Source organism: Clostridium sp. NkU-1 (assembly GCA_001312405.1).
In genome coordinates this window covers 1-26,398 of the sequence record BBDR01000014.1, presented here as the reverse complement: position 1 = coordinate 26,398, position 26,398 = coordinate 1, and the positions used below count along the sequence as shown (strand labels likewise).

Below are 26,398 nucleotides of genomic sequence, written 5' to 3'. Positions count from 1 at the left end.
CTTTTTTTTAGCTTCATTCTCCCTGTCTCTGCGCCTTTTCCTCCCGGCCATTAAGAAGGAGGATAACTCGATCCATTAATGCCGGCATGATCTCAGGATACGTCAGGGAATCAGGCATCTCATCCAATAGCTGTATCATTTCCATCTCATAACCAGGCGGCATTTCTCCCAGTTCTTTGACTTCACTATAAAACAGCATTCCAAAGGATTCTTTTGAAGTCTCCTCATTCTCGTCAAGATTCCGAACCGAATACCCACTGACCGGCTTCAGGATATATTCTGCTGCTCCCGTTTCCTCATAAAGTTCCCTGTTTGCGGCGGCGGCAATATCCTCCTCTTTTTCCCGGTGCCCTCCCGGAAATTCAAAGGTGTCCCGGTCCTTGTGCTTACAAAATATCCATTTATTCCGGTACCGGGAAACAATAACTGCAAAATCCAGTAAATGATCCTCTACGGAATCATAAAATGTAACTTTTATCATCAGACCCCCTCCTATCTGTTATCAACTTACCATGTATGAAAAGGAAAAACAATCCATTCTTTCAAATATTATTTGAAAAGTAAAAAAGCAGCGGACAATAATGGATTCGCAATAAAACCATCTTTGTCCGCCGCTTTCTTTAATTAACTATTTACTTGATCTCCCCTGGAGTGTATCCTGCTTTTCTTACGATCTCTTTCAGCTCATCCTCCGGCATTTGCTCTTTCATATGTATCACAGCCAGTTTTTTTCTTCAAATCCACGGAAGCATATAAGCCTTCCCGGCTATTAAACTCATTTTCCACTCTCAGTCTGCAGTTGCCGCAGGTCATTCCCTCTACCTTCATGGTCCGCGCATAAGGATAATGGGAAATATTTTTATCAGCCGCCTTAATTTTCTTCACTTCACTGCCGCCGCTTCCGCAGCAGCCATATTTTGTTCTCTTTATGGTGCTTTTTAATCCAAAGTAACAAATAATAATTAAAATTACGCAAATAATTGCAGTAGACATCCTGTATCCTCTCCTATTCTTTTCTTTCATTTTGAATACAAATGAATCCAGAAGTATTCTGTGTTCAGCCGCCTTCTGCCGATTCAACTTAATTATAATACAATATCAGGAAAAAGGGTCAGGATTTCCTGATTATTTTTATCAACAACTTGTATTTCCCCTTCATAAATAATAAAAGCGGCAGACAATAAGAGTTTTCAAACTCCTGCCGTCTGCCGCCTGCATTTATGATCTTCTTTCAATTATAAATTCTGTTACAAGCTCTTCTTCACCGCTTATACAATACTCCTGGTGAACCGGTGCTCCCCAGCTGTCATCGCCGCCGACTCCTCTCATGGCGCCAAAAATGTTCACTACCGTGTATCTTGGTATCGGAAGCTCCTCTCTGTGGGCAGCAGCTTCCAGTTCCTCCGCCGTATAGGGAAGTACGGAAGCATCAAGCTCCTGACCGGCTGCGCAAAAACTGATGGAATGACCCTCCATGTCTGATACCTTAATCCAGCGGACTCCGGTCCTGTTGCCGCACTCCTGAGGTACCAGATAACGGGAAAGGTTATTATCCGGCGTATCTTCATATATACCCAGCCTTGCTCCCTCATTCCTGTCGCAGTAATTTTCCTCAGGTCCTCTTCCATACCAGGTGAATTTTTTTTAGCTGCTTCCGGTGTGATGAGCCTCATTCCAAAAGCAGGAAGCTGGGGCAGTCCCTTTTGTCCCCGGAATACGGCCTTTACATGAACAGTTCCCCTTCCATTCACTTCGTAGGAAACCTCTGTTGATGCCTTGGGAACAGTAGAAAGCTCATAGGTATAGGTTACCTTTATGCTTCCCTCCCTTTCTTCCACCGTACAACTCTCATTGCTGTAATAAGGGAATCTGCCTGCTCCATACCACACAGAACTGGCTGCGGAGAATCTATTTCCCTTATCATTATCCGTAGTCGCCCTCCAGTACACCGGCATGATCGGTCTTCCGGCCCATTCTTTCCCATCATAAACCAAAGAAACGATGCCGCCTTCCTGCTTTGAGAACAGGACCCGGAAGCCATCTCCCATAACGCCGATATTGACGTCGCCATGAACCACTGTCAAAGGCTGTTCACAGCATTTTTCCTGCTGTCCCTCTATTACTGTGACTGCTTCGCCAAAAGCTGTTTCATAGCCGGAATCCGCCCACAAGGTATCATTTTTAAGAAGAGCCGAAACCTGGCGGACATATTCTCCCGGCTCTGTGAAATCCGGCACCGGGACGGCTTCATATCCTGTATCCAGAGGCTTTATCGATGCATAAAAGCTCTTCTGGTAAACCGGTTCCCCGTCCTTTAAAACGGAATAAACAAACTCAAGGTCAAAGGTATCCGTAAATAATCTTCTGTTTTCTATGGATATGCCTTTGGAGTCAGGAATCAGACGGATATCCTGATACAGGTATTTGACCTCCTGAGCCTTGGGAGAAATGGTCCTGTCCGCATAAACGATCCCGTTTCCGCAAAAGCTGTAATCCGTGGGCCTGTCGCCAAAGTCCCCGCCATAGGTCATATGCTCCTTGCCGTAAGCGTCCTTTTTCATCAGAGACTGGTCAATATAATCCCAGATAAAGCCGCCCTGATACATCTCGTATCTGTCTTCCAGATCAGTATATTTTTTCATCCCGCCAAGGAATTGCCCATGGCGTGCATGTATTCGCAAAGGATAAAGGGCTTCTTTGGATCTTTCTCCAAATATTCCTCCACCTGGGCAGGCTTGGCATACATCTGGCTTTCCATATCGCTGGCGGGGTCAAATTCCCGGTTCCAGAATACGCCTCATAGTGAACCAGCCTGGAAGGATCCCGTTCCTTAAAAAACTCTGACATTGCAAGAATGTTTTCTCCTGCATAGGATTCATTGCCGCAGGACCAGATCAGCACGCTGGGATGGTTCTTGTCACGTTCCAGCACAGACCTTGCCCGGTCCACCACACAGTCCTTCCACTGGAGCAGGCTGCCAGGCACATTCCAGGAGGGCTCGCAGGCTCCCATCTTCTGCCAGGAACCATGGCTTTCTAAATTCGCCTCATCAATAAGGTAAATCCCATATTCATCACAAAGCTCATACCACAGGCTCTGATCCGGGTAATGAGAAGTCCTGACTGCATTGATGTTGTGGCGCTTCATAAACCGGATATCCCACATCATATCCTCTTTTGTAATGGAACGGCCTCTTCTTACATTGAATTCATGACGGTTGATCCCCCGGAACACGATCCGCTTTCCATTGAGGCACATCAGACGGTCTTTCATTTCAAAACGGCGGAATCCTACCTTCTGAGGAACAATCTCTTTCACATTTCCCTGCTCATCATATAAAATGACGGTGAGCTCATACAGGTATGGATCCTCGCCGCTCCATAAACGGGCATTGGATATGCGCCCGGTAAATTCCAACTCTTTTTTTTGCCGGAATGGTTTCCCAGGATGCAACCGTCTCCCCGGCTCTGTCCTTTAATATGGCACGGATGCTTCCCTTTATTTCTCCGGTAAGGGTCAGTTCCCCGCGGAACAGGCCATCCCGGTAATCATCTGATACGTCTCCATGAATGAACAAATCCTCTACATGGCATTGGGGAACCGCATATAAATACACTTCCCGGAAAATCCCGGAAAACCGGAAGAAATCCTGATCCTCGATCCAGCTGGCACTGCTCCTTTTATAAACCTCTACTGCAAGGCGGTTGGATCCTGATTGAACAGCATCCGTAATCTCAAACTCAGAAGGCGTAAAGGAGTCCTCCGAATATCCGATAAAGGTTCCGTTCAGCCAGACATAAAAAGCCGTTTCCACTCCCTGAAAAGACAGGAACAGCTGTTTCCCTTTTAGCGGCTCCTCCAGTTCAAACTCCCGGCAATAGCTTCCCACGGGATTATTCTGCCAGTCAATATGGGGAGGCCTGATATCAGCCAGACCATCCCATGGGTACATGGTATTAATATACTGGCATCTGCATATCCCTGAAGCTCCATATGCCCCGGAACCTCTATGGTGCCAAAGCTGTCCAGATTAAAATCATTTTCGTAGAAATGCTCTTTCCGTACTGCGGGATTTTCTGCATAGGAAAATTTCCATATCCCGTTTAGGGCTTGGCGCAGTCCCATAATCCCCTTTAGGGCTTCTGCTTCCGTCTCATAATAGCAGTGATCGGAATGGGCAGCCAGGCGGTTTACCGCGAAGACCTGCGGATCCTCCAGCCATTCCAGTTTTGCGGTCTTCTGATCCATTGGAAGAAACCTCCTTCTATAAATACTATTAGGTCCATTATAATCTGTCACTATAAAAGAATCCATGGCATATCTTACGATTTCCTATATCTTTTATTCCTTCACCGCTCCGGCAGCAATCCCAGCCAGAATGTGTTTCTGGAAGAAAATATAGATAAGGACCGTTGGCAACATGATGATGATGATACCGGCCGCCAGATTCTGCCATGACCCCTGCTGGGCATTGGCATAATTCATCAAAAAGGTGGTTAAGGTACGCAGCTTATTCTTTGGCATATACAGATAAGGAATATACATATCATTAATGATGGTAATTGCCTTGATGATCACCACGGTAGCTGTGGCAGGCGCCAGCAGAGGAAAAATAATCCTCGTAAACAGGCCGAAATAGGAACAGCCGTCCAAGAGCGCGCTTTCATCGAGTGACACCGGGAGGGCCCGGATGAACTGCCGGTAAATATAAAGCTGCATCAGATCCGACGCCACATATATCACGATGGGCGCTCCAAGAGTATTGTAAAGACCGATGCCGTTAATGATTTTAAATCTGGCAATTTCCGTTACAAAGCTGGGAATCAGCATGCCTAAGAAAAAAAATCCCATGATCACTTTTTTTAAGCTTAAACTCAAAACGTTCCAGAATAAACGCGGTTATGGTCCCAAACAGTACATTAAACAGAATACTGACTGCAAGTACGATGCCGGTATTTTTAAAACCAATCATGAGATATTTATCTCCTGCCACCTTTTTAAAGTTTGAAAGAGTGATCCTTTCCAGGGGAGGTAAAAGCAGGGGGGATGTATTTACCATATCTGCCTTTGTCTTGAAAGCTGCAAACAGGATCAGAAAGATAGGTGCCAGAACGACCAGGACCATTCCCATGCAAATAATCTGTTTCAGGCTCTGTTCCATTGTACACTTTTTCATCTTATTTTCTTCCCCCTTTCAAAATGATTCCATGAATGATCTTGTTCTGAATCAGATAAATGACAACGATCATGACCATAATCGCCACTGCCATGGTGGAAGCAAGGCCAAAATTGCTGTATTTGAAGGCCGTATCAATGGTGTACAGCGTAAAGGTAGAGGAAGCGTACCCCGGTCCTCCGCTGGTCATGACATACGGGATATCAAATACCTGAAGGGCACCTCGGATGTTGTCAAAAAGGACAAAATCCACCATGAGCATAATGGATGGTATCTGAATGTACCGGAACATCTGCCACGCATTAGCCCCATCCACTCTGGCTGCTTCCTGTACATCCTGAGGAAGAGACTGAAGGGCTGCCATAAAGAGGATGACATGGTACCCGGAAAACCTCCACAGGGAGACAAAGGTCAGTACGAAATTGACGATTTTAGGGTCGGACAGCCAGTTCCTTATCAGGCTTTCCAGATGAAATACAGTCAATATTTCATCAAATGCTCCGTTAATAGGTGAAAAGAAATAGGAAAAGGCATAGGAAATAGCAACTCCGTTGATGATATATGGCATAAAACCATGGTTTTATAAAATTTTGCCGCTCTAAGCCTTGAGGTCAAAAGAACCGCAAACATCAGCTCAATTGGAATAAACATCAGATGCCCGAAAAAATACACCCCATTGTTGCGGAGAGACAGCCATAAGTCCCTGTTCCGGAACATGGCCGTGTAATTACCGAAACCGATGACATCATAGGTTTTGGAATATCCATCCCAGTTTGTAAAGCTCATGCGGATTAAGTCAAAAGCCGGAAACACCACAAACCCGATGAGCAGTACCATAGGAGCAACAAGGGCACATACAATAAATCTTTTTTTCTGTTTTTCCAGAGAATTCATAGATACCTCCTGATTCAAGTCTTTAGAAGAAAAGGGGGCCGGGCTTCCATCACCCTGTCCCCTTTCCCATTCTGTTTATTCAATTCCAAGCTTGGTTCTGGCCTCCGCCCATTTTGTATTGAGTCCATCCAGTTCCGCTTTAAGATCAAAGCCATTGGTAAACATCTGGGCGCCCAGCTTCTTGTAATCAAATGCGATTTCGTTCTGGATCGCCTGGAAATCATCTCCGCCGCCGTCATACATAACCAGTTCTTTATCCGGATGCTGCTCATCCGCCTGGGCAAGGATCGGATCCTTTTCCTTGGGGAAGTTTATCATGGAAGATGCACTGGTTACATAATTGATATAACCTGGGTACCAGTCCTCACTGTAAAACCATTCTACGAAAGCCTTTGCCAGCTCCGGATTCTTGCTGTGAGTAGTTACTCCCATAAAGGAGTCGCCCTGTACGATGACACGGAAGGGATCGTCCTTGGAATCTCTCACCGGAAGGTAGAAGGTGCCAAGTTCTGAAACATCATCGGTACCGCTCTGAATGTTCTGCAGGCCCCAGTCTCCCAGAGCAATGATAGCCGCTTTTTTTCTGGGTAAACAGGGATGTCACCTGATCGTTGCCCATACCAAGAGGATCTTTGCCGAACACATCTTTGCTGAATAAGCTGTAAACTTTATTGTATGCCTTGTTAATGTCGGTTTCATCTGCGAACGGAGCATCTGACTTTGCCATATCGTTCCAGTTCTGTCCGTTGCCACCCTGAAGTGCAGGCATAAATTCCATGTACGGATAATCCGGCCATTCATCCTTTGCACCAAGAGCAATTGCCATGAAATCAGAGTCGTTTTTCCCATAAAAATCCTGCAGGGTCTGAGCTGCTTTTTCAAAATCTTCCCAAGTGGTGGGAACCTCTACACCAGCTTCCTTAAACATGTCCTTCCAATAATAAACATATTCATATCCCGCTGTCATTGGAATTCCCAGAACCTTGCCATCCATTGCATATCCGGAAGCCAACTCGTTGTTTTTCGCTGCTTCCAAATCGGATAAATCCACCAGATAGTCCTTGAACCTGGATAAGGTAAAGGGCTTGTTAAACATAACATCCGGAAGCTGGTTTGCTGATGTTCTCATCTTCATGGCATTCCAGTATTCGGAATCATCCTTAATCTTCTCTACTTCAACTTCTACATTGGGATATTTCTCCTGGAATTTCCCAACCATATCATTTTCATCAATATAATCCATCAGGTTGTTGTCCCAGATGGCAAATACCAGACTGCCTTCCAGGTCTTCCTTTGCCTCCGGCTTTCCCGCTTCTGTCTGGGCCCCATTCTGACCTTTTGCAGTGGTTTCTTTTGTGGTTTCCCCGGTTCCAGTTGAAGAGGAGCAGCCGGTTATGGTTCCTATTGCCATTGCTGCACAAAGCCCCAAAGCCAACACTTGTTTTCTCATTTCTGTAATACCTCCCTTGTTTTGATGATATTATATTACCATTTCAAAACAGCCTTCTCCATGAGATATGTTTGAAAACTTGATATATCGTCAGGTCTTTATTTCCGGTACCCGCCCGGACTTACTTTGCACAGTTTTTTTTAAATACTCTGGTAAAATGCTCCACACTGTTATAGCCAACGCTCTGGCTGATTTCATAAATCTTTAAATCCGTTGTCTCCATCAGCTCCCTTGCCTTTCGAATGCGGACCTCGGTCAAATAATTGCTGAAGGTCATTCCCTCTTCTTTCGTAAATCTGGTACTGAAATATTTTTCATTCAGACCGATAAAACTTGCCACGCTTCCCAATGTCAGCTCCGGATTGGCATAATTGTCCATAATGAACCGTTTTGCCCGGATCATCATATCCGCCTGCTTCCGGTCCGCATGGTGGGCATTATAATCCATGATCCAGCGGAAATAATTATTCAGCCATAATTCCACGCTCCGCATTTCATCCAAACGGCCGATCTTCTCATAATAATTGACCTCTTCTGCAAACAGGGCGCTGATATCATCGTGGTTATCCGAAAACTGCCAGGCAATGCTGCAGATGAGATGGAGACAGACTTCCTTGGCAGCTTTTAATTCCATTTTGTAAAGTTCTGAAAAAAATCCTTTCTTTTCCGACCATACGGCCAGCTCATCGCCTACCATCAGTCCCTTTAAAAGCTTTTTATAATCCTGCCTTGTCTGCCGGACCTGCTGGAAGGAGACCGCATCTTTTTCCCATGGATCGCAGATCTTCCCTTTTCCTTTTAAATACTTAAGCATTAACTGCTCTCCTGCCTCTTCAAACCGGTTTAAGAAATCCGCTGCGCTATTTCCCGGCCTGCTGATCCCTGCGGAAACGGAGAGATTCATAAAGTGCTTCCACACATTGCATAACTGTTTACAGGCGGAAACCGCATTTTCCCTGTACTGCTCTGGATCGGTGATCTGGTACAGCAAACAATAGCGGGATGGCGCCACTGCCCCTAGAATACAGCGGGAAGCCACCCGGGGGATCTGCCCGGCCAGTTCCAATATGGGCTTTATCAGTTCTTCTTCAAAATCCTCTCCAAAACGGGCCGATGCCTTATGGAAATCTTCTATTTCAAATTGCATCACCAGATATTCCTGCTGAAAAAAAAGTTTCCTCAAGGGACCGTTTTCCCATAGCCATATCTACAAGAAGGACAGAATCCGGGATTTTTATTACCGGATTCTTCTCTCCTCCTGTTTCATTGCTGTGATCGTGAAAGACCTCTTTATCCATACGCTTCAGCATGGCTTCAAGGGTTCCCTCTGTTAGTCCGGTCTTTAACAGGTAATCGCAGGCCCCCAGACGGAAGGCCTCCCGGACCAGCTTGAAATCGTCATAACCACTTAAAACCAGTACTGCCGGCATGGTTTTCAAACGGTTTAACTCCTCCAGGAGGCCGATCCCATCCATAACCGGCATTTTCATATCGGTGATCACCAGATCCACCGGGTGATCCTTGATATATTCCAATGCCTGCTGGCCATGAATGGCATCCGCGGCAATCTGATACCCCATCTCTTCCCAGTTGATAAGGGAGCGCAGGGTAATCCGTACTATGGTATCGTCATCCACAATCAGGACATTTCTCATAAGTATTCAGGTTCCTTTCTTTTTATGGGAATGCGGATGGAGGTTCTTGTGAACCGGCCCTTTCCGCTTTTCATCTCAAACTCACAGCTTTCGCCATAATTAAGCCTCAGCCTGGTTTTTACATTGGTGACTCCGATGCTTACATGGTCCTTTTGCCCTTCCTTTTCCTCTTCCCCATTCAGGATCCGGCTTATCTCTTCTTCAGACATCCCCTTTCCGTTATCCCGGATCTCAATGAACAGAAAACTATCTGCTTCACGAGCCGTCAGCCAGATGACTCCCATTTCATCCATCAGGCCGCTAAACCCATGGACAATGGAATTTTCCACCACCGGCTGCAGAATAAGCCGTGGGACCAGGCAGGAAAGGCAGGATTCCTCTATTTCATATTTTATATCAAAACCATCGGAATAACGGATTTTCATCAGATAGATAAAACTGTCTAAAACCTCCAGTTCCTCTTTTAAGGGATAAAATCCTACATTGCTCCGGAAGGAGCAGGATAATATTTTAATGAGTGCCTCCGCCATGCGGGCAATGGACTCATACTTTGACATCTGAGCGATAAACCGAATAGAATTTAAGGAATTTACCAGAAAATGAGGATTGATCTGAGATTGCAGCGCCCTGATTTCCGCCTCATGCTTTTTCTGCTGCTGTTCCTCATTTTCCTGTATCAGCTGCTTTAACCGTCTTGTCATACGATTAAAGGAATGGATCATCAGGCGCAGCTCTTCCTGCCCTTTTGGTTCCACATGAACCAGAAGGTTTCCCTCCTCCACCTTTTTCATACCCTCAACCGTATAATGGATGGGGTCAATGATGCTTTTTAAGAAATAGCTGGAAAAACGATAAAATAGTACAAACAGGAGGAGCATAACCGCTACTATGACGGCTGCGGTCCTGTTAAAGCTTCTTGTAAGGGCTTCATATGCCACTATGCTGATGATCTTAAGGCCTGTCATCGGTTCCTCGGTCACCACTCCCATATACTGTCTGCCATTTACCTGATACCGGAATTTTGGCTGTTCCAGGGAAACATTCCGGGGCAAAAGGGCCATCGTACCTTCTGCGTCAAAAATGACATTCCCTGACTTGTCTGCAATCATGGTAGACCCCAGCATCCGGTCCTTATTATAATCTTTTATCAGTCTCCGACCCGGGATGAGACAAACAGTGCCGTCATCTCTATGACCTCGTCCCGGTCCACATCTATTCCGGGGGACAGACCTGCGGCAATGGTCAGGTATAGGCGTTTTTTCTGGAATTGGTCACACTGCGGTCATAAAAACCTACCTTTACCACGTTGGGTTCTGCCAAAGCCTCCTCATACCAGGAGGAGGCCCTAAGTTCTTCCCTGCCAAGGGTAATATCATCCTTCATGTACGTATGATCCCCGTCTTTCATATAAAATACGGCAGACAGAATGTCCTGCACCGGAACCATGGCATAATGAAAGGATTCGGTCAGGATCTTCGTATAAAGGTATTTTTCAGCCACATCCTTTGTATTGGTTTTGGCTGCATTTTTTATGACTTCATTGTCGTTGACATATACGAAATGGGATAAACGGAGCGATACATCCTTTACTTCGCCGCCCAGAGTGGAGGCAATGTTATCCTGGGCACGACGGATGTTGGAAACTGCGGAATCCACCATCATGGTATGAATAATGAGGATGGACAGTAAGATAATAAAAAGAATGGGAATCACAATGAGGGCGAAGAAGCTGTTATAATAAGAAGTCTTTAATTTCTTCTTTTTATTCATCCACATCTTCTTACGCCCTCCTCGCTGTTACCTGCTTATGGCTTTATTATACAGCGGAAAAACATTAAAATCAATGTATCATTCTATCGGATAAAACTCTCCACCCTAGTTTCCAACCGGAGGGTTTCCCCTTTTTTAATGCGATAAGAAACCGCCGGGATGGAAGCGTTGGGATACAGCACATTGGTATTGGGATCAGCCTCTATTACCACGCCTGCTGCCTCCGGGCCTTCCCCGGATACCAAACACTCCTGTTTTCCAGAGGACACCAATGCTTTCTTTCCCTCTGCCTTCTGCTCGTAGTTTTCCGTAAATTTTTCCACGGAAATCCGCAGTCATAGGCAGTGCAGTCGTACTGGCTCTCAATCTCATGAATCCTTAAATGGCCGTACTCTTTTGGAATGATGACAGATGTGACCGTGATTCCCGGAAATGGATGCCATCTGCTTATAACCCGGTCTTCCAAAACCTCATAGGAGTCACTGTATTTCCGTACGAATACGTAATCATCTCCGTCAATGACAAAGGCCAGGGAAGAATCCGGAGCATTCTCATGAAGCACGATCTGGCTTTTGGCAACGGAGAAGCCAAACCGGGTGGAATAGGCAAACTTGGAGTATTTCTCCGGCACATGACCGTGTCCGTATCTCTCGCACACTCCTGCCGGATAAGCCACTACATCTTTTCTACGGCGGTGCATCACCATATCCGCCTGTTTTAATACCTTTACCGGCTCCAGCTTTGGCAGTTCTTCCGTTTTTGCGGTCCAGAAGGATGATCATCAGGAAGCCCCAGACACAAAAGGGTCTTCATTCCCCAGTAAGGAGAGCCAGGCGCATTGTAGCGTTCTGCCATGATCAGGTTGGGATATCCGTAACCTATTGTGAGCACGCCGTCACGGTCAAAGATCTTCTGTTTCGTCCACCAGTTTAAATGGCGTGATATAATTCCCTTTACAACTCCTGCGGGAATATCCTCAAGCCCTGCAAACACATAAGCAGACCAGAAAGCTGCTTCTCCAAAACGGTAGGATAAGCTTCTTCCGTAAGGGAGAGCTGATCCGTTTTCATCAAACCAGTACATAAAGTCTCTGGCAAACCGCTTTGCCCGCTCCTTAAACATCTGACATCGTTCCGGCTCTTCCTCTTCCATTGCCACTGCATACAAAAGCCCGTAATAATGAAGGGCAAAGGAAATGTAATAATCCTTCTGACTGGAACCGCCATCCCGGTACCAGCCATCTCCAATGTAATAGCTTTCGATCTTTTCAAGACCGGAAGCCAGCCGTTCTTCGCTGTACCGGCAGCCCAGCTTTTGCAAAGCAACGTTCACCAGGATCATGAAAAACTGCCAGTTGCAGTCAGGAATGATGAATTCATTGATCCCGTAAAGCCATTTTGCCAGGTTCTGCTTTTCTTCTCCGCTTAATGGCTCCCATAATTTTTCCGGAGTAAAAATCAGGCCGCTTGCAATTGCCGCCATTTCCACAAAACGCTGGTCATAATCCTTAAAACCGCCCCAGTATTCCGGATGAGAAGGATCTGTGCCGCTTGCAAGGCCTTTCTGATAAATATCCTCAAATCCCTTGCCGCCTCCCAGCCACAAAGGTACCAGCGCCCACAAGGGCCTGGAAAATGCCTCCATCTCGATGCTCACCTTTGGATATGTGACACCGCTTTCTCCAAGGGAAAGCCTGGCACATCCATTGCTGTACAATGGCTTTAAAGGATCTAACACCTGGAACATCCATTGCCGGAAATCCTGTTTTGTTTCAAGTTTCATCTATATTCGCCTCTTTTCGAATTATTTCGATTGTTACCAATATGGATTCCAATTCTTAGACAGCCTGGTAAGGGCCTCCATGTAGAAATAATCTCCCCAGATATTGCACTCATCCACCCCTTCCGGCGTGCAGGTATTGTAAGGAGATTTCTTGGAATAGGTGCTGTGAAGTACCAGTCCATTGGATTCTTGTAAATCCTTGACCGCATAATGCTCTATAACAGACTCCATAATCTTTTTTGCTATGGATATATAACAGGCAGCGTCAGCCTCATCCAGATATTTTGCCATTTCCAGCATTCCGCAGGCCGCAATGGAAGCAGAGGAAGAATCCCTGGGCTCCCCAGAGCCTTCCCCAAATTCCAGATCCCAGTAAGGCACCAGATCTGCTGGAAGGTGGTCTAAGAAATATCCGGTCACATGCTTGAAATCTTCCATGTATTCTGATCTCCCTGTATACCGGTAAGCAAGGCACAGCCATAGATTCCCCAGGCCTGCCCTCTTGCCCAGGCAGAACCATCCCTGTAGCCCTGGCAGGTAGCCCCATGATCTGGCTCTCCTGTCTCCATGTTCATGAAAAACGTATGCCAGGTGGAATAGTCCCCTCTTATGACATTTGCAATGGCTGTATGAATATGTTTTTCTGCTATTTCACGGTACTTCTGGTCTCCGGTCTCTTCTGTTGCCCAGTATAATAAGGGAGATTTAACAGGCAGTCAATGATGAAGCGGTAATTCGACTGCTGGTTCATTGGCCCCCAGGCCTGAATAAATTCGCCCACCGGCTGAAAACGGCTGATCAGCTGGTCCGCTGCTTTGATTGCCGCCTCCTTTGCCTTTTCATCACCTGTCAGCTTATAGGCAGCCACACAGGAAGGGGAATACAAAAACCCCATATCGTGATGATCCACTTCCACCTTGCGGTCGATCCGGTCCAAAAAGCTTTTTGCCTGGATCTGCCCAGCCTTTTTAAATTCCTCTGCCTTGCTCCACTCATAAGCCAGCCATATCTGTCCGGTCCAGAAACCGGTGGTCCAGTTTACATTGGCAGTGGGGTTATAAAATCCTTCCTCACTGTAGGCTTTTTTTAAAGGACTCCGTAAATTCTGTTAAATTATTCCTCACCTGCTTCACAGCAAAATCCATGGCTTCCCGGCACTTTGCGTCTGTAAGCTCCGGTTTTTCCCTAAGAAGAGCTTCCGTCTGTTTGTTCACGCTTTCTTACCTCCTCGTAATATTCCTTCATGATTAAAAAGGCTGGCTTCTCCCGCATCCGGTCCGCCGTCACCAGACCTTTCATGTTGTATCCCTTCTGGGATTTTCCGGATAAGCCTCATTATGGATGTTATCTACGAAATTTTTTTTACTGTTTCCATTTTATTATCCTTTCACTCCGGTCGCTGCAATACCTTCTACGAAATATTTCTGCAGGGACAGGAACACGATAAGAACCGGGATCAGGGAAAGAACCGATGCAGCATGATCAGGCCATATTCCGAGCTGTACTGGCTGATGAACATCTTAAGTCCTAACTGCAGAGTCTTTTTCCCTTCTGTCTTCAGATAGATCAAAGGCCCTAAAAAAATCGTTCCAGGTGCTGACAAAGGTAAAGATGGTCAAGGTCGAAAGCGCCGGCTTTGACAATGGGAGCATGATCTTTCCATAAATCTGATACTCGCTCATGCCGTCGATTCTGGCTGCCTCGCAAAGTTCATCCGGAATACCCTGATAGAACTGGCGCATCATGAAAACGCCGAAGGCAGAGAACGCCTGAAGGAAGATGATCGAAAGATGGGAATCATTTAATCCGAATTTTCTCATCATCATGAACTGGGGAACCATATACACCTGCCATGGAACTGCGATGGTGGCGATGTAAGCCATAAATAAGATGTTTCTGTATTTGAATTTCAGCTTTGCAAAGGCATAGGCAGCAAAGCTGCTGGTCAAAAGCTGTAAAAAGGTTACGATCAGCGTGATCTTCACCGTGTTTAATACAAAGGTCATAAGAGGGATCTTTGTCCAGATATCCAGATAATTCTGCCACCTTGGATTTTCCGGTATCCACTTGATCGGGAAAATAAACACGTCCTTATCCAGCTTTAAGGAAGCCGATAACATCCATACAAAGGGAATCAGCATGACGGCTGTCAGAATGAGCAAGACCACATAGAGGAGGCATCTGCTGATTTTATAATTTGTGCTTTTTACTTTCATTTCTTATCCTCCTTATTTTAGTTTGCGTATTTCTTCTCACCACGGAACTGAACCATCGTAATAGCAAGAACCATTAAGAACAGTACCATTGCTACCGCACTGGCATAGCCCAAATTCCAGTTGCGGAACGCCTCTTCGTAAATGTGGTAAACGAGAACCATGGCCTGAGAGCTTACAATGCCATTGGAGCCGCCTGCCAGCATGTATACGATATCATAAACCTTAAAGCAGTTAATGGTCAGAATGATGGTAACAAAGAAGGTGGTGGGCTGAAGCTGGGGCCACGTGATATAACGGAACCTCTGCCAGGAATTACAGCCGTCAAGGCCTGCCGCTTCATATAGTTCTGCATTGATTCCCTGAAGACCGGCCAGGTAGATGACCATATAATAGCCCATGTTTTTCCAGACGCTGAACAATACAATGGTAAACATCACCCAGTGGGGATCTGCGGACCACTTTGGAAGGTTCTTTGCATTGACGCCCAGATGATAAAGGAGCATGTTGACAGGACCGCTTTTCTGGGGGCTGAACAGCATGTTCCATACGGCTGCCACAGCCACTAAAGACGCCACATAAGGGAAAAATCCCACCGTACGGAAGAAGTTTCTTCCCTTTATTTTCTGGTTCAAGACCACGGCCAGACCCAGGGCACAGGCCAGTGTCAATGGAACCGTTGCAATACAGTATACAATGGTATTGGTAAAGGACGCCTGGAATCTGGCGCTTCCAAGCATAGCAATAAAGTTCTTAATCCCTGCAAACTCCATGGGGCTGTTGCCATCCCATTTCATAAATGCCAGGACAAAGGCAAAAATAATGGGGCCAAGTGTAAAAACTGCAAATCCAATGAAGTTAGGGGCAATAAAGGAGTATGCAACCATATCCCTTTTTTTCCTGACGTGTGAGCCGTTCCCCTGTCCGCACCTTTTTTTATTTTTTTCATCTATTGTCTCGATTTTCGCAACCAGGACATCCCGCTTCTGGGTCCCTTTGGTCTCTTTCAATAAAAGACTTAAAGCTTCCCGTTTCTTATTTAACTCCGCGATTTTTTCCTGTTTTTGCGCTTCTGTTATTGTCTTCGCCATGTTGCTTATCCTCCTTTTCCCATTTTTGTGTCCTGATGAATCAAGCAGATATGTTTACATATCCGGTTCATTCTCTAACTCAAGGTTAAAAGACTTTGTTTCTTTCAACCGTTAAATCCATTAAATCAAATCAGAAGTTTCCTTTAAATGAGGCGGGCTTTTTGCTGCCCGCCTCTGTGATATATCTCTGTTTTGCCTGTTACTGAGCCAGAATTGCACTTACCTTTTCATTCATCTGGCAATACCTTCCTCTACGGACATGCTGCCTGTCATGATCGCATCATGGGCTTCGTTCAGTACAATCTCAATCTCGGAGCTCTTTGCATTTACAGGCATCTCTAAGTATAAATTAGAGGTGTTAAGAGCATCTACGCTGGTTCCGTCATCCTTGGGGAATCCTTCTGCACTGGATACCAGATCAGCAACCGTGCTGTTCATAACGGCCGGGATGGTACCGGTAGATGCAAGGATTTCTGCGCCGTCTTTTCCGCTTACAAAGTTTACAAACTCCCATGCAAGATCCTTATGGGGAGCCTTGGCCGGAATTGCTAAAGAGGTAATGGTCGCAAGGGTGGAGCCTGGTTCTACACCTTCTGCATGAGGATATTTTGCAATGCCCCAATTAGTACAGTCTGTGTACTCGCCGGTGCGTACCTTATCCATTAAAGTAGAGATAAACCATGTACCCATGTTCATCATTGCAACATTACCCTGGGCAAATGCACCGGAATAATGTAAGCCGCTGGTCTTTAAGGTAGCATAGTCCTGGCAAACCCCATCTTCCTGCTCTCCAAGAATCATTTCATAGTATGGTTTTAAGAATTCATATTTTCCGTCAAGAATGGTGTTCTTTCCATCAAGCACGCCGAAAAGCTGTACGGCAGATCTCCATGTATGGTAATGGGCACCATAAACCTCCTGCCCCGGAGTGGTGGCGGTCAGGCTTTTTGCCAGAGCGTCATACTGTTCAAATGTCATATCATTGGTTGGGTAAGCAACACCTGCTTTATCAAAAATGTCTTTGTTATAGAATAAAACCCAGAAGTCATTGCGGAACGGAATCTGGTATAATTTTCCGTCAACCGTGATCTGATCGGTAAGGCCTTTGTACTGTGTCAGATCAATACCGGAAGACTGGATATAGCTGTCTAAAGGTTCTAATACGCCCTTGTTCACAAGCGTCATATATCCGGGAACATCCTTTACGGTAACCACGTCAAAGTCGGAACCGCTTCCAGTAAGCTCTGTTGCCAGGACGGTCTGATAATCAGTAGAGCCTAAATCAACCATTTCAATCTTTACATCCGGATGCTCCTTTTCAAAGGCATCAATAAGCGGCTGATAATAGGTTGTGGAGCCGATATCCCAAACAGACCATTTTAATGTAGTCTGTCCTCCTGCCGCTTCTGAGGCTTTTGCAGTCTCCCCTGTTGTTCCTTCTGCTGAAGCTGCCGTAGTTTCCTTGGAACCGCCGCCGCATCCGGCCAGACTGGCTGCTGCCATGCACATGCCAGAACAATGCTCAGTGTTCTTTTTTTTCATTGTAATCCCTCCTGATTTGATTATGTTTTCCGTAAACCCCATAATATTCCTGTGATTTACACGATTAAATTATAACGCCTGACCGGGGTTTTAAAAATGGAATTTATCTTTCATAATATTCACTTTTTATTCACACTTCTTTTACTTTTTGTTAAAACATGCACTTTTTTTATGATAAACAGCAATATTTCTCTTTTGTATACAAATTGACTGTTTGTATTTAAAAACCAGCCGGTTTTTCATTGACATTTTACATGAAATGGGATACCTTTGTAGATATTAAAACCATTATCACAGGCTATCCATTGAAAGAAGGGACCTTATTTTATCATGTGGAAAAAGCTCATCCCCAAAACCATACGGGGTAAAATCATGGTTCTCACGGCAGCCATTACCCTGCTCATCACCATTCTTACCACAACGGTCTGTTTCTCAGTTTTCCAGTCCTTTTTAAGGAAAAACCAGATTCAGTCTGTGGAATTCAGCCTTCAGGTCGTAAGCAACAACATTGGTGCTGATATGAAGGATATCATCTATTTCAGCAAATGGTGCTGCTCCAACGGCGCCATACTGGATTATCTGGAAGCAGTTAAAGACAAGCCAAAGCTTCCCACCGCCTCCAGGGATTTTGATAATCTGCGCCCTATGGCCCTTTCCACCCACAGCCGCTTAAAGGAAGAATATTATAAATTTTATAACACCCGGTCCAATGAATATATGTCCAGGGTCATTGTTTCTTCTTCCAATGAAAAAAATTTCCTTCAAATGGCTGCTGCTGCCAATAATACTTCCTCTTATGCAGCCAGGATCATCAGAAATGAAGGTTTCTTTGAAAAGCTTTACAAGGCCCCAGACTTTCTTTGGATTGGCCTGGTTAAGGACCCATTTTCCAATTCAGGAAGAGAACAATTCATTCCCATTGTCCGTCCGGTTTCCAATGAATTCAATTCCGAAATCATTGGCTGGACTTACGTGGAAATCTCATCCCGTCTCTTTACCGATTACCTGGCCTCCTATCCTCTCCCTGAGGACAGTATGCTTTTTATTACCATTGGAGATAAAACCTATGGTTTTAATTCCAGCGGCTTAAAAGAAACCGAAATGCCCTACACCGATCCGGTGAAGCTGAGAGAGAATGAATCTCTGTCCAAAGGGACCAGGGTTCTCTCCGTTTCCATGGACGATGGAAAAAAACGGATCCTGGTGGAACGTCCCATAGAGGGGATGGCCGGCTGGAGCTTATCCCAGGTGCTTTCTGAACAACAGTTCGGCCAGCAGAAAAATTTATATACTCTTTTCATACTGGGAACCTGCCTTACTATTGTCTCATTGGGCGTACTGCTGGCTTTCCTATTAAATAAGATCATCATGGAGCCCATTCATAAGCTCAGCAGCAAGATCCATGACATCTCAACCGGGGATTTTTCCAGGGATACGGCTATTGAATGGAATCATGAGCTTGGAGAAGTGGGCAGCGGAATCAATAATATGTCGGAAAATATCATCACCCTGATGGAAAAGCGGGTATCTGATGAAAAACAAAAAAAGGATTTGGAATACCAGATCCTGCAAAGCCAGATCAATCCCCATTTTCTATATAATACCTTAAATTCCATCAAATGGATGGCAACGATTCAGAATGCAGACGGAATTGCTGATATGACCACCGCCCTTGCAAGGCTTCTTAAAAATGTTTCAAAAGGAACCAAATCAATGATCCCCTTAAGAAGAGCTGGACCTGGTAAAGGATTATTTCCTGATCCAGAAATACCGTTACGGCGGCAGTGTCACCATTGAATATTCCATTGAATCGGAGGATTTATACAATTGTGAAATTCACCGTTTTACCCTCCAGCCCATCATTGAAAATGCCCTGTTTCATGGAATAGAACCTGCTAAGACAGCCGGTAAAATCACTGTTTCTGCCCAAAGCACAAACCTGGGCCTCAAAAAGGCCCTTAAAATAGATATCACGGATAACGGCGTCGGAATGTCCCAGGATACCATAGACAAGGTTCTCCATAAGGAGACTGACAGCCAGAGCAAAACAGAATTCTTCCGCCACGTCGGCATCAGCAACGTGAACAAACGCATCCAATATGATTTTGGTCCGGAATATGGAATCACCATTCATAGCTGTCCGGGCAGATTCACCACCATGACCATTTTAATACCTTATGCCCCTTACTCAGAAAATCAAACAGCCGAAAGGTAATATGTATGACGAAATTATTGATTGCAGATGATGAGCCATTGGTTCAGATCGGAATAAAGTCCATGTTAAACTGGGCGGATTACGGTATTGAGATCTGTGGTACTGCCATGAATGGGCAGGATGCCTTTGAAATGATCGCGGAATATTCCCCGGAAATTGTCATTACCGACATCCGCATGCCAACCATGAACGGGCTTACCCTGCAAAGACCTGCCGGGAAACCTATGGAAAGATCCCCCTGTTTATCTTTCTTACAAGCTACGAAGAATTCCAGCTCATCAAGGAAGCAATGGCCTATGAGGCCGTGGATTATTTAATCAAGCTGGAATTAAATGCAAAGGCCCTGGAGGAGGCAGTTAAAAAGGCCCTTTCCCGCTTAGAGAGCCTTCAGGTCTCCATGGAATACAAGGATTCAGGGCGTCCTTTACTGCAGAGCTATTACGAAAAATTCTTTATGCGGCTCTTGCATAACCTTTTTGACAGCGAGGAACAGTTTGAACTGCAGACCAGAGATTTGAGGCTGGATTTTACGGAAGCCTGTTATTTTACCGCTCTTTGCCAGATCCGGGAGGAAGCCGGAAGGGATATGGATTATGGCAAACTCATGAACCTTTATAACAGCGCTCTGCAGATGGCAAAGGAAATTATCGGCAGGCACCTTCCCGCCTATGTGGTAAGTCTGGATATGAAACACTTTGCAGTGGTATTTCATCTGCCTGAATCAGAGGACTATCGGGAAGAAGCTGTTTTCGATGCATTTCGAAACGCTGCAGACATGGTCCGGAACTATTTTAATGTAACGATTCTTACAGGAGTTGGAACTCCGGTCAGCCAGCCCCTAAAAATAAGCGAATCCTACCAGGAAGCCCGCCAGGCCTTTGGACGGGCCAGTTCCACGCAGCCCATAGTGATGTTTACCGGCAATGATACTGCTGCGATCCGCAACGCGTTCAATATCTCCGTATTTAAAAGTGAGATAACCAAGGCTTTCAATGAGTTTGATACGGATGTTTTATCCCGTACCATGACTGAAATTATTGAACTGTTTGAAGCCCATCCCCTGCGTTTTTCCCAGGCAGCAGACGGAGCCTGCAACATTCTATACCTGGCTCTTTCCCTTCTTCCAGACGGGCAGGAAAATATGACAGAGATTTTTTCTTCCTACAATGACGGTTACCGCTCCATTTACCGTTTTACCAATGTAGAGCAGATCGCCGAATGGATGACAATTTTCCGTGACGGCCTTTGTGAAGTGCTGAAGTCAAAACGGAAAACCTACAAAGCCCATGTCATAACCAATGTACAAAAATACATCAACAACCACATATCGGAAAAGCTGACCTTAAACGAGGTGGCCGGTGTATTCGGCTTAAGCCCCAATTATTTAAGCATCCTCTTTAAGAAAAACTGCCGGATCGGTTTTTCAGAATACATTGCCCAGGCAAAGATCAACCGTGCCAAAGCCCTCCTATTGGAACAAGACATGAAAATCTATGAGGCAGCCGACCGGCTGGGCTTTGAAAGCGCCTTTTATTTCAGTAAAGTTTTTAAAAAAGTCACCGGGCTTTCTCCCCGTGAATTTATACAACAAAATACCGCCAATCCTGACGAAGACAAATAAGGAGCATACATCCCATGATTACAAAACTTACAAATGAACGAAAAAAACCTTTATCCTGTTTTTCACCCTTTCCCCAGGCCTCTGACCGGAATTCCTGGGATTCTCTGCCAAAGGATCTGACAGGCCGCCTCATAAAAAACGGAGAAGTTTATTTAAATTATGATTACCCTGCTTTAACTGCCGCAGATTACATGGAGTTTACCAGAAACGGAAACAGAAGCCATTTTCAGGATAAGCTGTTTTTAAGAAGGACCGCCCTTAATGCCCTGGTCCTGGCTGAATGCGCGGAATATAAGGGACGCTTTCTTGATGATATCATCAACGGGCTTTATCTGATATGTGAGGAAAACGCATGGCAGCTTCCTGCCCATAACTCCTACGTCCGCGACACGCCTCCTTTTATCCTTCCTGATGTCACCCGCCCTGTCATTGATCTGTTTGCAGCGGAAACGGCCTCTGTACTGGCCGTGGCAGAGTATCTTTTAAGGCAGGAGCTTGATTCTGTCACCCCCTTCCTCTCAAAGATGATCAATAAAAACCTTGAGGAACGGATTTTTACCCCTTATCTCAACGAACACTTCTGGTGGATGGGCGACGGGGTCAGCCATATGAACAACTGGACGGTCTGGTGCACCCAGAATGTGCTTCTCTCCGCCTTTACAAGAGAACTTCCACAGATTAAAAAGGAGGAAATATTTAAAAAAGGCGTGCAAAAGCATTGACTATTTTCTGGCGGAATATGGGGAAGACGGCTGCTGCGATGAAGGTGCCCAGTACTACCGTCACGCAGGATTATGCCTGTTCAACTGCCTTGAGGTATTAAATGGGATTTCAGACAACGCCTTTCTTCCTGCCTACGAAATCGAAAAAAATCAAAAACATAGCCTCCTACATCCTGACCGCACATATTCATGATGTCTATTACGTGAATTTCGCCGACTGCTCTCCCATTGCCGGACGGTGCGGAGCCAGGGAATTCCTCTTTGGCAAGCGGACGAAAAATGAGGAGCTTATGTCCTTTGCCGCAGAAGATTACCAAAGCAGTGAGGATCCCTTGACCGTAGAGGAACATAACCTGTTTTACCGTTTACAGACCGTCTTTACCCACAGGGAAATGACTTCCTTTGCCAAATCTCCCATTGTCCACCGGGATTTCTGGTATGAAAGCGTGGGACTTTTCATAGCAAGAGATGAGCATCTTTATCTGGCCGTAAAAGCCGGGGATAATGACGACAGCCATAATCATAACGACACAGGAAGCTTTACCATTTACAAGGATGGAAAACCCATGTTTATAGACATTGGGGTCGAAACCTATACAAAAAAGACCTTTTCAAAAGACCGCTATGACATTTGGACCATGCAGTCCCGGTATCATAACCTGCCAACCTTTTTTTGACGGAGAGACCCAAATCATGCAAAAGGATGGGGCCGATTACCGGGCAGAAAACGTGGTCCATCAATTAGGAGACCCTGTCTGCCGGATTTCCATGGACTTAGGGGCAGCTTACCCGGATGAACGGATCAGATCCTATATCCGGAACGCTGTACTGGAAAAGGGAAAAGAAATCACTATATCCGATTATTACGATGGAGATCTACCTTCCCCTGTATTGTCCCTTATGTTTTACGAGGAGCCCATTGTAATTGAAGATACCGTGCAGATCGGAGATTTGGGCAGTCTTTTTATTGAAGGTGCATCAGGGATACAAAAAGAAGTAATTCCAATTATTGATGAACGTTTGAAAAATTCATGGAAGCATGAGGTGTACCGGTTACTGATCACCATGGAAAACAAAAATCTGACCTTAAGAATCCGATAATTGCAGGAAATGGGGCAAAGAATGACAGTAAGACAAATATTGTCTAGTGAGTTGTAGCATATTTTCTTCTTGATAATATAATGTAGTATACCATGATGGTATAACGAAACATTCCTAATTATTAAGCAAAATGGAGGTCACATCATGAATGATCTTGATATGAGAATATGTGAATGCGAATGTGATGAATGTGAGGACTGTACGTGTAACTGCACATGCGAACGGCCCAGAAAGCACTTAAAACCCAACAGAACAATATTAAAATGCGGCAGCCAGGGCGGAGTAACTCTTCCGGTTGCAACAGTTGCAGGCGCTGCGTTTACTCTGGCTACTGTAAACGTAGATTCCAAAAATTTAAAAAAACCCGTGCATTAAATTTGAATTTGCAAGTAATATCGTAACAACCGCTGCTGTTATCTCCCTGAATTTCCAGGTATTCAAACAGTGCAAAGGCATGTTGACTCCTATTCCAGTAGGACCAATCTGGACTTTCTCACGGCTTGTAGCTGTACTGATAGTAACACCTTCTCCTTCTTCGTTTGCGATTGCGATATGTGTAACGATGACTGCTGCACTTACAGTGTAGTTGCTACGGTTGCTGGCGTTGCTACGGTTGGTGTTACTGCCATTAATAATGCAACCCTTGCCGCAATCATCGTAGATAACGACTGCTTCTAAATTCCAGGTTTGAATGGTGGGTACAAGGGATGTATGCCCAATAGCTGCATAAAATAACTTTCTATCATAGATAGGGTGTTTGGCCGAACCCGGCCGAATGCTCTATCTATGAGCATTCAAATAAGGAGCTGTGGTCATTATGTATAACCGCTTATTCAGTATGTCATGCCGTCCTAATTGTCCATATCGCTATACAGCCAATAGGAATCCACAGCCTATCCAGTCTACCCAGCCCAAAAACCTTAACCAAAGCCAGTATTTACAAAGTAATCAGAAGAGTTCCTGTGATTCACCTCCTGTAAACCAGGTTTTAATAAAGAGTACTGCTGCGGGAGGAATCATTTTACCTGATCAAACAGACAAAAACGCTACATATAACGTAGCTTCGCTTAATATAGATACTTTCAGCTACAGGAACTTTTTAATTCATTTTAATTTTTCCTGTAATATCCTTACCATCAACGCCCGTATGCATCTCAAATTTCAGCTATATAAGCAAGGAAACGATCAGGCGGCCCGGACTCCTGTCAGCTCCAGCCTGGTTTACAGCCGAAATCAGAATAGCAGGGAAACAAATACCTTTTCTTTCATGGCCTATGATCATGACTCCATAGGGTGCAAATACTGCAATTACAGTGTATATGTAGAAATTATGGGCTTTGATACCATGGGCACCATTATGATTACAAATCCAGTTCTCATTGCATCTATCATTGAAAATAATAGTGGAATTGTTTAGAGGAGAGATTCATGACAAATCAAACGAATATAAGATTTATAGACTCTACCATAACTATTGAAAAAAAATACGATTAGATGGGATAATCATATGATCAAAACCGAAAATATTTCTCATGTATGGATGGGAAGCTGCCCTGATAAACCATTTCCTGTCCGTTTTGTTCTCATTTTATTACTCATAGCTTTATCGGGTTCCAGCCCTGCAAGCATCATTGGCATCCTGCTGGCTCTGATCCTGTACCCCATCGCCTGGTTTTATTGGAATCGGAAACAAGAACGTTTTATAGGTATCAATTTTGAAATCAGCTCCGGTAAAATTTATTCTTTTGTTTGCACTAACAAAGAATTTACCCTTCAGCCTACGACTGATCAGCGATCTTATTTCAAAAAACAGTATGGTTCAAGCCTTCAAATCAGCTTTCTTGGGGATGGAAAGATCATTGATAACTCTGAAGCAGAAAAGGAACCTTCTTCCGGCGACCAAATGATGAACGTCATGACAAGCGCAATAAATGAACCAATCATCAGGGAACTGCAAAAATTAGCTATGCACTATACGAAAAATAGTGAAATTAATAATGAGATTTTGAGTTTGATCGAAAAAACAATCCAATCATTAAACATGAATGATAAAAATGAGGCAAAAAAATTCTTCAGCAGTTTTGTTACTATGGGACTTATTAACGATTGCAATGAATTAGGGCTAAATGCTCTGATTGATGAAATAAAAGCTAATATCTATTGACCGGTATCTATTATGAAAGTTTTTTTGGGCCTTATACCTGAGAAATAAAATAACTTATACATTTACGATAGACAACTCCTTTTTGATAAGTTTTTAATTATTAAAATTCTTATCAAAAGGGAGTATTTCTTTTTATTATGGTCCTTACTTTCCGAGGTAAAGGCCACTGCTCTGCCCGCAGAAGGCTTTTCATAATTCCTGGCATATCAAATGCCAGCGAAATACATACTCCTTGGAATCCCCAGTTTTATTCGTTAAATTATCTGGAATTATACAGAAAACTCCCATACCTATAGGGCAGGTTTTGGCTATGCTGACGCCCTTAATCATCTATAAATTCAGTAATCTTCCTACAATTATCCCAGAATATTTCCTTCCAGTCCGCAGTGATCTTAGCAGCATTATTAAGTTCCGTTATTTTCTAACAAACTTGTCATTCAATACATATCATAAGGTATAAAGGAGTACGAAGTTCCTTTATATTCTGATTTTAATCTTGTATAGAACGCTTATAAGCAGAAGATCAAAATATCATACCTTAACAGGAGGGAATCATAATGAATAATTGTAGAAATTGGGACGATAATCGCTGCTGTGATGGATGCGGTTGTTGCCCTGGTCCGCAAGGACCCAGAGGCTGCCCTGGACCCAGAGGACCCCAGGGACCGACTGGACCTAGAGGGCCACAGGGACCAACTGGACCTAGAGGCTTCAGGGACCGACTGGGCCAACTGGACCTAGAGGACCGCAAGGACCTCAAGGACCCCAGGGACCTGCCGGACCTCAGGGACCAGTAGGACCTCAAGGACCTCAGGGAGTACAAGGACCGATCGGGCCAACCGGACCAACTGGTGCTACTGGCGCTACTGGTGCTCAGGGACCACAGGGACCAACCGGGGCTACTGGCGCTACTGGTGCTCAGGGACCGCAGGGACCGACTGGACCACTGGCGCTACCGGCGCTACTGGTGCTCAGGGACCACAGGGACCGCAGGGGCCAACC

Annotated in this window: 35 protein-coding genes and 5 pseudogenes; 13 read left to right on the top strand and 27 right to left on the bottom strand. The window is 44.9% G+C overall.

The window, feature by feature from the left end:
- Positions 1-13: 13 nt before the first annotated feature.
- From JCM10519_RS18355 to JCM10519_RS18285, 27 genes and pseudogenes are all read right to left on the bottom strand, one after another.
- Positions 14-481: an NUDIX domain-containing protein gene (locus tag JCM10519_RS18355; protein ID WP_054740969.1), complete on the bottom strand. Its 468-nt coding sequence runs from the start codon at positions 479-481 to the stop codon at positions 14-16.
- Between the two features lie 203 nt (positions 482-684).
- Positions 685-993: a heavy-metal-associated domain-containing protein gene (locus JCM10519_RS18350; RefSeq protein ID WP_347844704.1), complete on the bottom strand. Its 309-nt coding sequence runs from the start codon at positions 991-993 to the stop codon at positions 685-687.
- A gap of 225 nt (positions 994-1,218) precedes the next feature.
- A pseudogene (locus JCM10519_RS31680) lies at positions 1,219-1,581 on the bottom strand (beta-galactosidase); the annotation flags it as partial.
- Positions 1,582-1,703: 122 nt separating this feature from the next.
- Positions 1,704-2,746, bottom strand: a pseudogene (locus JCM10519_RS31675) (glycoside hydrolase family 2 TIM barrel-domain containing protein); the annotation flags it as partial.
- 104 nt (positions 2,747-2,850) lie between these two features.
- Positions 2,851-3,417: pseudogene (locus tag JCM10519_RS31670) on the bottom strand (glycoside hydrolase family 2 TIM barrel-domain containing protein); the annotation flags it as partial.
- A complete protein-coding gene (locus JCM10519_RS31665; protein WP_347844703.1) occupies positions 3,353-3,889 on the bottom strand; it encodes a sugar-binding domain-containing protein in 537 nt (178 codons plus the stop codon). The pseudogene JCM10519_RS31670 and the gene JCM10519_RS31665, both read right to left, overlap by 65 nt.
- A complete protein-coding gene (locus JCM10519_RS31660; protein ID WP_347844702.1) occupies positions 3,847-4,248 on the bottom strand; it encodes a hypothetical protein in 402 nt (133 codons plus the stop codon). The genes JCM10519_RS31665 and JCM10519_RS31660 overlap by 43 nt, the downstream gene beginning before the upstream one ends.
- Before the next feature lie 93 nt (positions 4,249-4,341).
- Positions 4,342-4,851 carry a carbohydrate ABC transporter permease gene (locus JCM10519_RS31655; protein WP_347844701.1) on the bottom strand — a complete coding sequence of 170 codons (510 nt, stop codon included), beginning with the start codon at positions 4,849-4,851 and terminating at the stop codon, positions 4,342-4,344.
- Positions 4,790-5,176 (bottom strand): hypothetical protein, encoded by a 387-nt coding sequence (locus JCM10519_RS31650; protein ID WP_347844700.1) that lies wholly within the window; start codon positions 5,174-5,176, stop codon positions 4,790-4,792. Before JCM10519_RS31650 ends, JCM10519_RS31655 begins: the two co-directional genes overlap by 62 nt.
- Position 5,177: 1 nt before the next feature.
- Positions 5,178-5,744: a sugar ABC transporter permease gene (locus JCM10519_RS31645; protein WP_347844699.1), complete on the bottom strand. Its 567-nt coding sequence runs from the start codon at positions 5,742-5,744 to the stop codon at positions 5,178-5,180.
- Complete coding sequence (locus JCM10519_RS31640; RefSeq protein WP_347844698.1) at positions 5,657-6,070, bottom strand: hypothetical protein; 414 nt, start codon at positions 6,068-6,070, stop codon at positions 5,657-5,659. Before JCM10519_RS31640 ends, JCM10519_RS31645 begins: the two co-directional genes overlap by 88 nt.
- 75 nt (positions 6,071-6,145) lie before the next feature.
- On the bottom strand, positions 6,146-6,556 hold the full coding sequence (locus JCM10519_RS31635) for a hypothetical protein (RefSeq protein ID WP_347844697.1): 411 nt from the start codon (positions 6,554-6,556) through the stop codon (positions 6,146-6,148).
- 31 nt (positions 6,557-6,587) lie between these two features.
- Complete coding sequence (locus JCM10519_RS18330) at positions 6,588-7,520, bottom strand: ABC transporter substrate-binding protein (RefSeq protein ID WP_347844696.1); 933 nt, start codon at positions 7,518-7,520, stop codon at positions 6,588-6,590.
- 121 nt (positions 7,521-7,641) lie between these two features.
- Positions 7,642-8,667 carry an AraC family transcriptional regulator gene (locus tag JCM10519_RS31630; protein ID WP_347844749.1) on the bottom strand — a complete coding sequence of 342 codons (1,026 nt, stop codon included), beginning with the start codon at positions 8,665-8,667 and terminating at the stop codon, positions 7,642-7,644.
- Positions 8,657-9,175: a response regulator gene (locus JCM10519_RS31625; RefSeq protein ID WP_347844695.1), complete on the bottom strand. Its 519-nt coding sequence runs from the start codon at positions 9,173-9,175 to the stop codon at positions 8,657-8,659. Before JCM10519_RS31625 ends, JCM10519_RS31630 begins: the two co-directional genes overlap by 11 nt.
- Positions 9,172-10,284 carry a sensor histidine kinase gene (locus tag JCM10519_RS31620; RefSeq protein ID WP_347844694.1) on the bottom strand — a complete coding sequence of 371 codons (1,113 nt, stop codon included), beginning with the start codon at positions 10,282-10,284 and terminating at the stop codon, positions 9,172-9,174. The genes JCM10519_RS31625 and JCM10519_RS31620 overlap by 4 nt, the downstream gene beginning before the upstream one ends.
- 133 nt (positions 10,285-10,417) lie before the next feature.
- On the bottom strand, positions 10,418-10,951 hold the full coding sequence (locus tag JCM10519_RS31615; protein WP_347844693.1) for a hypothetical protein: 534 nt from the start codon (positions 10,949-10,951) through the stop codon (positions 10,418-10,420).
- 77 nt (positions 10,952-11,028) lie between these two features.
- Positions 11,029-11,157, bottom strand: a complete 129-nt coding sequence (locus tag JCM10519_RS31610) for a hypothetical protein (protein WP_347844692.1) — start codon at positions 11,155-11,157, stop codon at positions 11,029-11,031.
- Complete coding sequence (locus JCM10519_RS31605; RefSeq protein ID WP_347844691.1) at positions 11,151-11,645, bottom strand: hypothetical protein; 495 nt, start codon at positions 11,643-11,645, stop codon at positions 11,151-11,153. The genes JCM10519_RS31610 and JCM10519_RS31605 overlap by 7 nt, the downstream gene beginning before the upstream one ends.
- 26 nt (positions 11,646-11,671) lie before the next feature.
- Positions 11,672-12,727: a DUF2264 domain-containing protein gene (locus JCM10519_RS31600; RefSeq protein ID WP_347844690.1), complete on the bottom strand. Its 1,056-nt coding sequence runs from the start codon at positions 12,725-12,727 to the stop codon at positions 11,672-11,674.
- Positions 12,728-12,760: 33 nt separating this feature from the next.
- Positions 12,761-13,165 (bottom strand): hypothetical protein, encoded by a 405-nt coding sequence (locus JCM10519_RS18310; RefSeq protein WP_347844689.1) that lies wholly within the window; start codon positions 13,163-13,165, stop codon positions 12,761-12,763.
- The gene (locus tag JCM10519_RS31595; RefSeq protein ID WP_347844688.1) at positions 13,144-13,302 is read right to left on the bottom strand and encodes a hypothetical protein; all 159 of its coding nucleotides are present in this window, start codon (positions 13,300-13,302) and stop codon (positions 13,144-13,146) included. The genes JCM10519_RS18310 and JCM10519_RS31595 overlap by 22 nt, the downstream gene beginning before the upstream one ends.
- A gap of 71 nt (positions 13,303-13,373) precedes the next feature.
- The gene (locus JCM10519_RS18305) at positions 13,374-13,736 is read right to left on the bottom strand and encodes a hypothetical protein (RefSeq protein WP_347844748.1); all 363 of its coding nucleotides are present in this window, start codon (positions 13,734-13,736) and stop codon (positions 13,374-13,376) included.
- A 61-nt stretch (positions 13,737-13,797) separates the two neighbouring features.
- Positions 13,798-13,941 (bottom strand): hypothetical protein, encoded by a 144-nt coding sequence (locus JCM10519_RS31590; protein WP_347844687.1) that lies wholly within the window; start codon positions 13,939-13,941, stop codon positions 13,798-13,800.
- Positions 13,942-14,106: 165 nt separating this feature from the next.
- Positions 14,107-14,943: pseudogene (locus tag JCM10519_RS18295) on the bottom strand (carbohydrate ABC transporter permease).
- Between the two features lie 17 nt (positions 14,944-14,960).
- Positions 14,961-15,827, bottom strand: a complete 867-nt coding sequence (locus JCM10519_RS18290) for a sugar ABC transporter permease (protein ID WP_347844747.1) — start codon at positions 15,825-15,827, stop codon at positions 14,961-14,963.
- Positions 15,828-16,262: 435 nt separating this feature from the next.
- Complete coding sequence (locus tag JCM10519_RS18285; protein ID WP_054740962.1) at positions 16,263-17,573, bottom strand: extracellular solute-binding protein; 1,311 nt, start codon at positions 17,571-17,573, stop codon at positions 16,263-16,265.
- Positions 17,574-17,903: 330 nt separating this feature from the next.
- On the opposite strand from JCM10519_RS18285, the gene JCM10519_RS18280 reads away from it, so the two are divergent.
- The 13 genes and pseudogenes from JCM10519_RS18280 to JCM10519_RS31545 all read left to right on the top strand — a co-directional run.
- Entirely contained in the window at positions 17,904-19,370 is a 1,467-nt protein-coding gene (locus tag JCM10519_RS18280; protein ID WP_347844686.1) for a histidine kinase, read from the top strand.
- A complete protein-coding gene (locus JCM10519_RS31585) occupies positions 19,306-19,788 on the top strand; it encodes an ATP-binding protein (RefSeq protein WP_347844746.1) in 483 nt (160 codons plus the stop codon). Before JCM10519_RS18280 ends, JCM10519_RS31585 begins: the two co-directional genes overlap by 65 nt.
- Before the next feature lie 5 nt (positions 19,789-19,793).
- Complete coding sequence (locus JCM10519_RS31580) at positions 19,794-20,105, top strand: response regulator (RefSeq protein ID WP_347844685.1); 312 nt, start codon at positions 19,794-19,796, stop codon at positions 20,103-20,105.
- Complete coding sequence (locus JCM10519_RS18275) at positions 20,078-21,409, top strand: helix-turn-helix domain-containing protein (protein ID WP_347844684.1); 1,332 nt, start codon at positions 20,078-20,080, stop codon at positions 21,407-21,409. The genes JCM10519_RS31580 and JCM10519_RS18275 overlap by 28 nt, the downstream gene beginning before the upstream one ends.
- Positions 21,410-21,423: 14 nt before the next feature.
- Positions 21,424-22,131, top strand: coding sequence for a hypothetical protein (locus tag JCM10519_RS31575; RefSeq protein ID WP_347844683.1), 708 nt, complete (start codon positions 21,424-21,426; stop codon positions 22,129-22,131).
- A gap of 101 nt (positions 22,132-22,232) precedes the next feature.
- A complete protein-coding gene (locus JCM10519_RS31570; protein WP_347844682.1) occupies positions 22,233-22,808 on the top strand; it encodes a heparinase II/III family protein in 576 nt (191 codons plus the stop codon).
- Between the two features lie 16 nt (positions 22,809-22,824).
- The gene (locus JCM10519_RS31565) at positions 22,825-23,232 is read left to right on the top strand and encodes a hypothetical protein (RefSeq protein ID WP_347844681.1); all 408 of its coding nucleotides are present in this window, start codon (positions 22,825-22,827) and stop codon (positions 23,230-23,232) included.
- Positions 23,233-23,376: 144 nt separating this feature from the next.
- Complete coding sequence (locus JCM10519_RS31560; protein WP_347844680.1) at positions 23,377-23,607, top strand: DUF4489 domain-containing protein; 231 nt, start codon at positions 23,377-23,379, stop codon at positions 23,605-23,607.
- A complete protein-coding gene (locus JCM10519_RS31555; protein ID WP_347844745.1) occupies positions 23,603-23,818 on the top strand; it encodes a DUF4489 domain-containing protein in 216 nt (71 codons plus the stop codon). The genes JCM10519_RS31560 and JCM10519_RS31555 overlap by 5 nt, the downstream gene beginning before the upstream one ends.
- Positions 23,785-23,910: a DUF4489 domain-containing protein gene (locus tag JCM10519_RS31550; RefSeq protein WP_347844679.1), complete on the top strand. Its 126-nt coding sequence runs from the start codon at positions 23,785-23,787 to the stop codon at positions 23,908-23,910. The genes JCM10519_RS31555 and JCM10519_RS31550 overlap by 34 nt, the downstream gene beginning before the upstream one ends.
- 139 nt (positions 23,911-24,049) lie before the next feature.
- Complete coding sequence (locus JCM10519_RS18260; RefSeq protein ID WP_054740960.1) at positions 24,050-24,649, top strand: DUF4489 domain-containing protein; 600 nt, start codon at positions 24,050-24,052, stop codon at positions 24,647-24,649.
- 90 nt (positions 24,650-24,739) lie between these two features.
- Positions 24,740-25,396, top strand: coding sequence for a hypothetical protein (locus tag JCM10519_RS18255; protein WP_054740958.1), 657 nt, complete (start codon positions 24,740-24,742; stop codon positions 25,394-25,396).
- A gap of 557 nt (positions 25,397-25,953) precedes the next feature.
- Positions 25,954-26,398: pseudogene (locus JCM10519_RS31545) on the top strand (collagen-like protein); the annotation flags it as partial.

Excerpts from the sequence above, each read along its gene's own strand:
- JCM10519_RS18355 (WP_054740969.1), bottom strand. The coding sequence starts at position 481 with ATGATAAAAGTTACATTTTATGATTCCGTAGAGGATCATTTACTGGAT.
- JCM10519_RS18350 (WP_347844704.1), bottom strand. The coding sequence starts at position 993 with ATGTCTACTGCAATTATTTGCGTAATTTTAATTATTATTTGTTACTTT.
- JCM10519_RS31660 (WP_347844702.1), bottom strand. The coding sequence starts at position 4,248 with ATGGATCAGAAGACCGCAAAACTGGAATGGCTGGAGGATCCGCAGGTC.
- JCM10519_RS31655 (WP_347844701.1), bottom strand. The coding sequence starts at position 4,851 with ATGGGATTTTTTTTCTTAGGCATGCTGATTCCCAGCTTTGTAACGGAA.
- JCM10519_RS31650 (WP_347844700.1), bottom strand. The coding sequence starts at position 5,176 with ATGAAAAAGTGTACAATGGAACAGAGCCTGAAACAGATTATTTGCATG.
- JCM10519_RS31645 (WP_347844699.1), bottom strand. The coding sequence starts at position 5,744 with ATGCCATATATCATCAACGGAGTTGCTATTTCCTATGCCTTTTCCTAT.
- JCM10519_RS31640 (WP_347844698.1), bottom strand. The coding sequence starts at position 6,070 with ATGAATTCTCTGGAAAAACAGAAAAAAAGATTTATTGTATGTGCCCTT.
- JCM10519_RS18330 (WP_347844696.1), bottom strand. The coding sequence starts at position 7,520 with ATGAGAAAACAAGTGTTGGCTTTGGGGCTTTGTGCAGCAATGGCAATA.
- JCM10519_RS31630 (WP_347844749.1), bottom strand. The coding sequence starts at position 8,667 with ATGCAATTTGAAATAGAAGATTTCCATAAGGCATCGGCCCGTTTTGGA.
- JCM10519_RS31625 (WP_347844695.1), bottom strand. The coding sequence starts at position 9,175 with ATGAGAAATGTCCTGATTGTGGATGACGATACCATAGTACGGATTACC.
- JCM10519_RS31620 (WP_347844694.1), bottom strand. The coding sequence starts at position 10,284 with ATGATTGCAGACAAGTCAGGGAATGTCATTTTTGACGCAGAAGGTACG.
- JCM10519_RS31615 (WP_347844693.1), bottom strand. The coding sequence starts at position 10,951 with ATGTGGATGAATAAAAAGAAGAAATTAAAGACTTCTTATTATAACAGC.
- JCM10519_RS31605 (WP_347844691.1), bottom strand. The coding sequence starts at position 11,645 with ATGCACCGCCGTAGAAAAGATGTAGTGGCTTATCCGGCAGGAGTGTGC.
- JCM10519_RS31600 (WP_347844690.1), bottom strand. The coding sequence starts at position 12,727 with ATGAAACTTGAAACAAAACAGGATTTCCGGCAATGGATGTTCCAGGTG.
- JCM10519_RS18310 (WP_347844689.1), bottom strand. The coding sequence starts at position 13,165 with ATGGAAGATTTCAAGCATGTGACCGGATATTTCTTAGACCACCTTCCA.
- JCM10519_RS31595 (WP_347844688.1), bottom strand. The coding sequence starts at position 13,302 with ATGAACATGGAGACAGGAGAGCCAGATCATGGGGCTACCTGCCAGGGC.
- JCM10519_RS18290 (WP_347844747.1), bottom strand. The coding sequence starts at position 15,827 with ATGGTTGCATACTCCTTTATTGCCCCTAACTTCATTGGATTTGCAGTT.
- JCM10519_RS18285 (WP_054740962.1), bottom strand. The coding sequence starts at position 17,573 with ATGAAAAAAAAGAACACTGAGCATTGTTCTGGCATGTGCATGGCAGCA.
- JCM10519_RS18280 (WP_347844686.1), top strand. The coding sequence starts at position 17,904 with ATGTGGAAAAAGCTCATCCCCAAAACCATACGGGGTAAAATCATGGTT.
- JCM10519_RS31580 (WP_347844685.1), top strand. The coding sequence starts at position 19,794 with ATGACGAAATTATTGATTGCAGATGATGAGCCATTGGTTCAGATCGGA.
- JCM10519_RS18275 (WP_347844684.1), top strand. The coding sequence starts at position 20,078 with ATGGCCTATGAGGCCGTGGATTATTTAATCAAGCTGGAATTAAATGCA.
- JCM10519_RS31575 (WP_347844683.1), top strand. The coding sequence starts at position 21,424 with ATGATTACAAAACTTACAAATGAACGAAAAAAACCTTTATCCTGTTTT.
- JCM10519_RS31570 (WP_347844682.1), top strand. The coding sequence starts at position 22,233 with ATGGGATTTCAGACAACGCCTTTCTTCCTGCCTACGAAATCGAAAAAA.
- JCM10519_RS31565 (WP_347844681.1), top strand. The coding sequence starts at position 22,825 with ATGCAAAAGGATGGGGCCGATTACCGGGCAGAAAACGTGGTCCATCAA.
- JCM10519_RS31560 (WP_347844680.1), top strand. The coding sequence starts at position 23,377 with ATGAATGATCTTGATATGAGAATATGTGAATGCGAATGTGATGAATGT.
- JCM10519_RS31550 (WP_347844679.1), top strand. The coding sequence starts at position 23,785 with ATGTGTAACGATGACTGCTGCACTTACAGTGTAGTTGCTACGGTTGCT.
- JCM10519_RS18260 (WP_054740960.1), top strand. The coding sequence starts at position 24,050 with ATGTATAACCGCTTATTCAGTATGTCATGCCGTCCTAATTGTCCATAT.
- JCM10519_RS18255 (WP_054740958.1), top strand. The coding sequence starts at position 24,740 with ATGATCAAAACCGAAAATATTTCTCATGTATGGATGGGAAGCTGCCCT.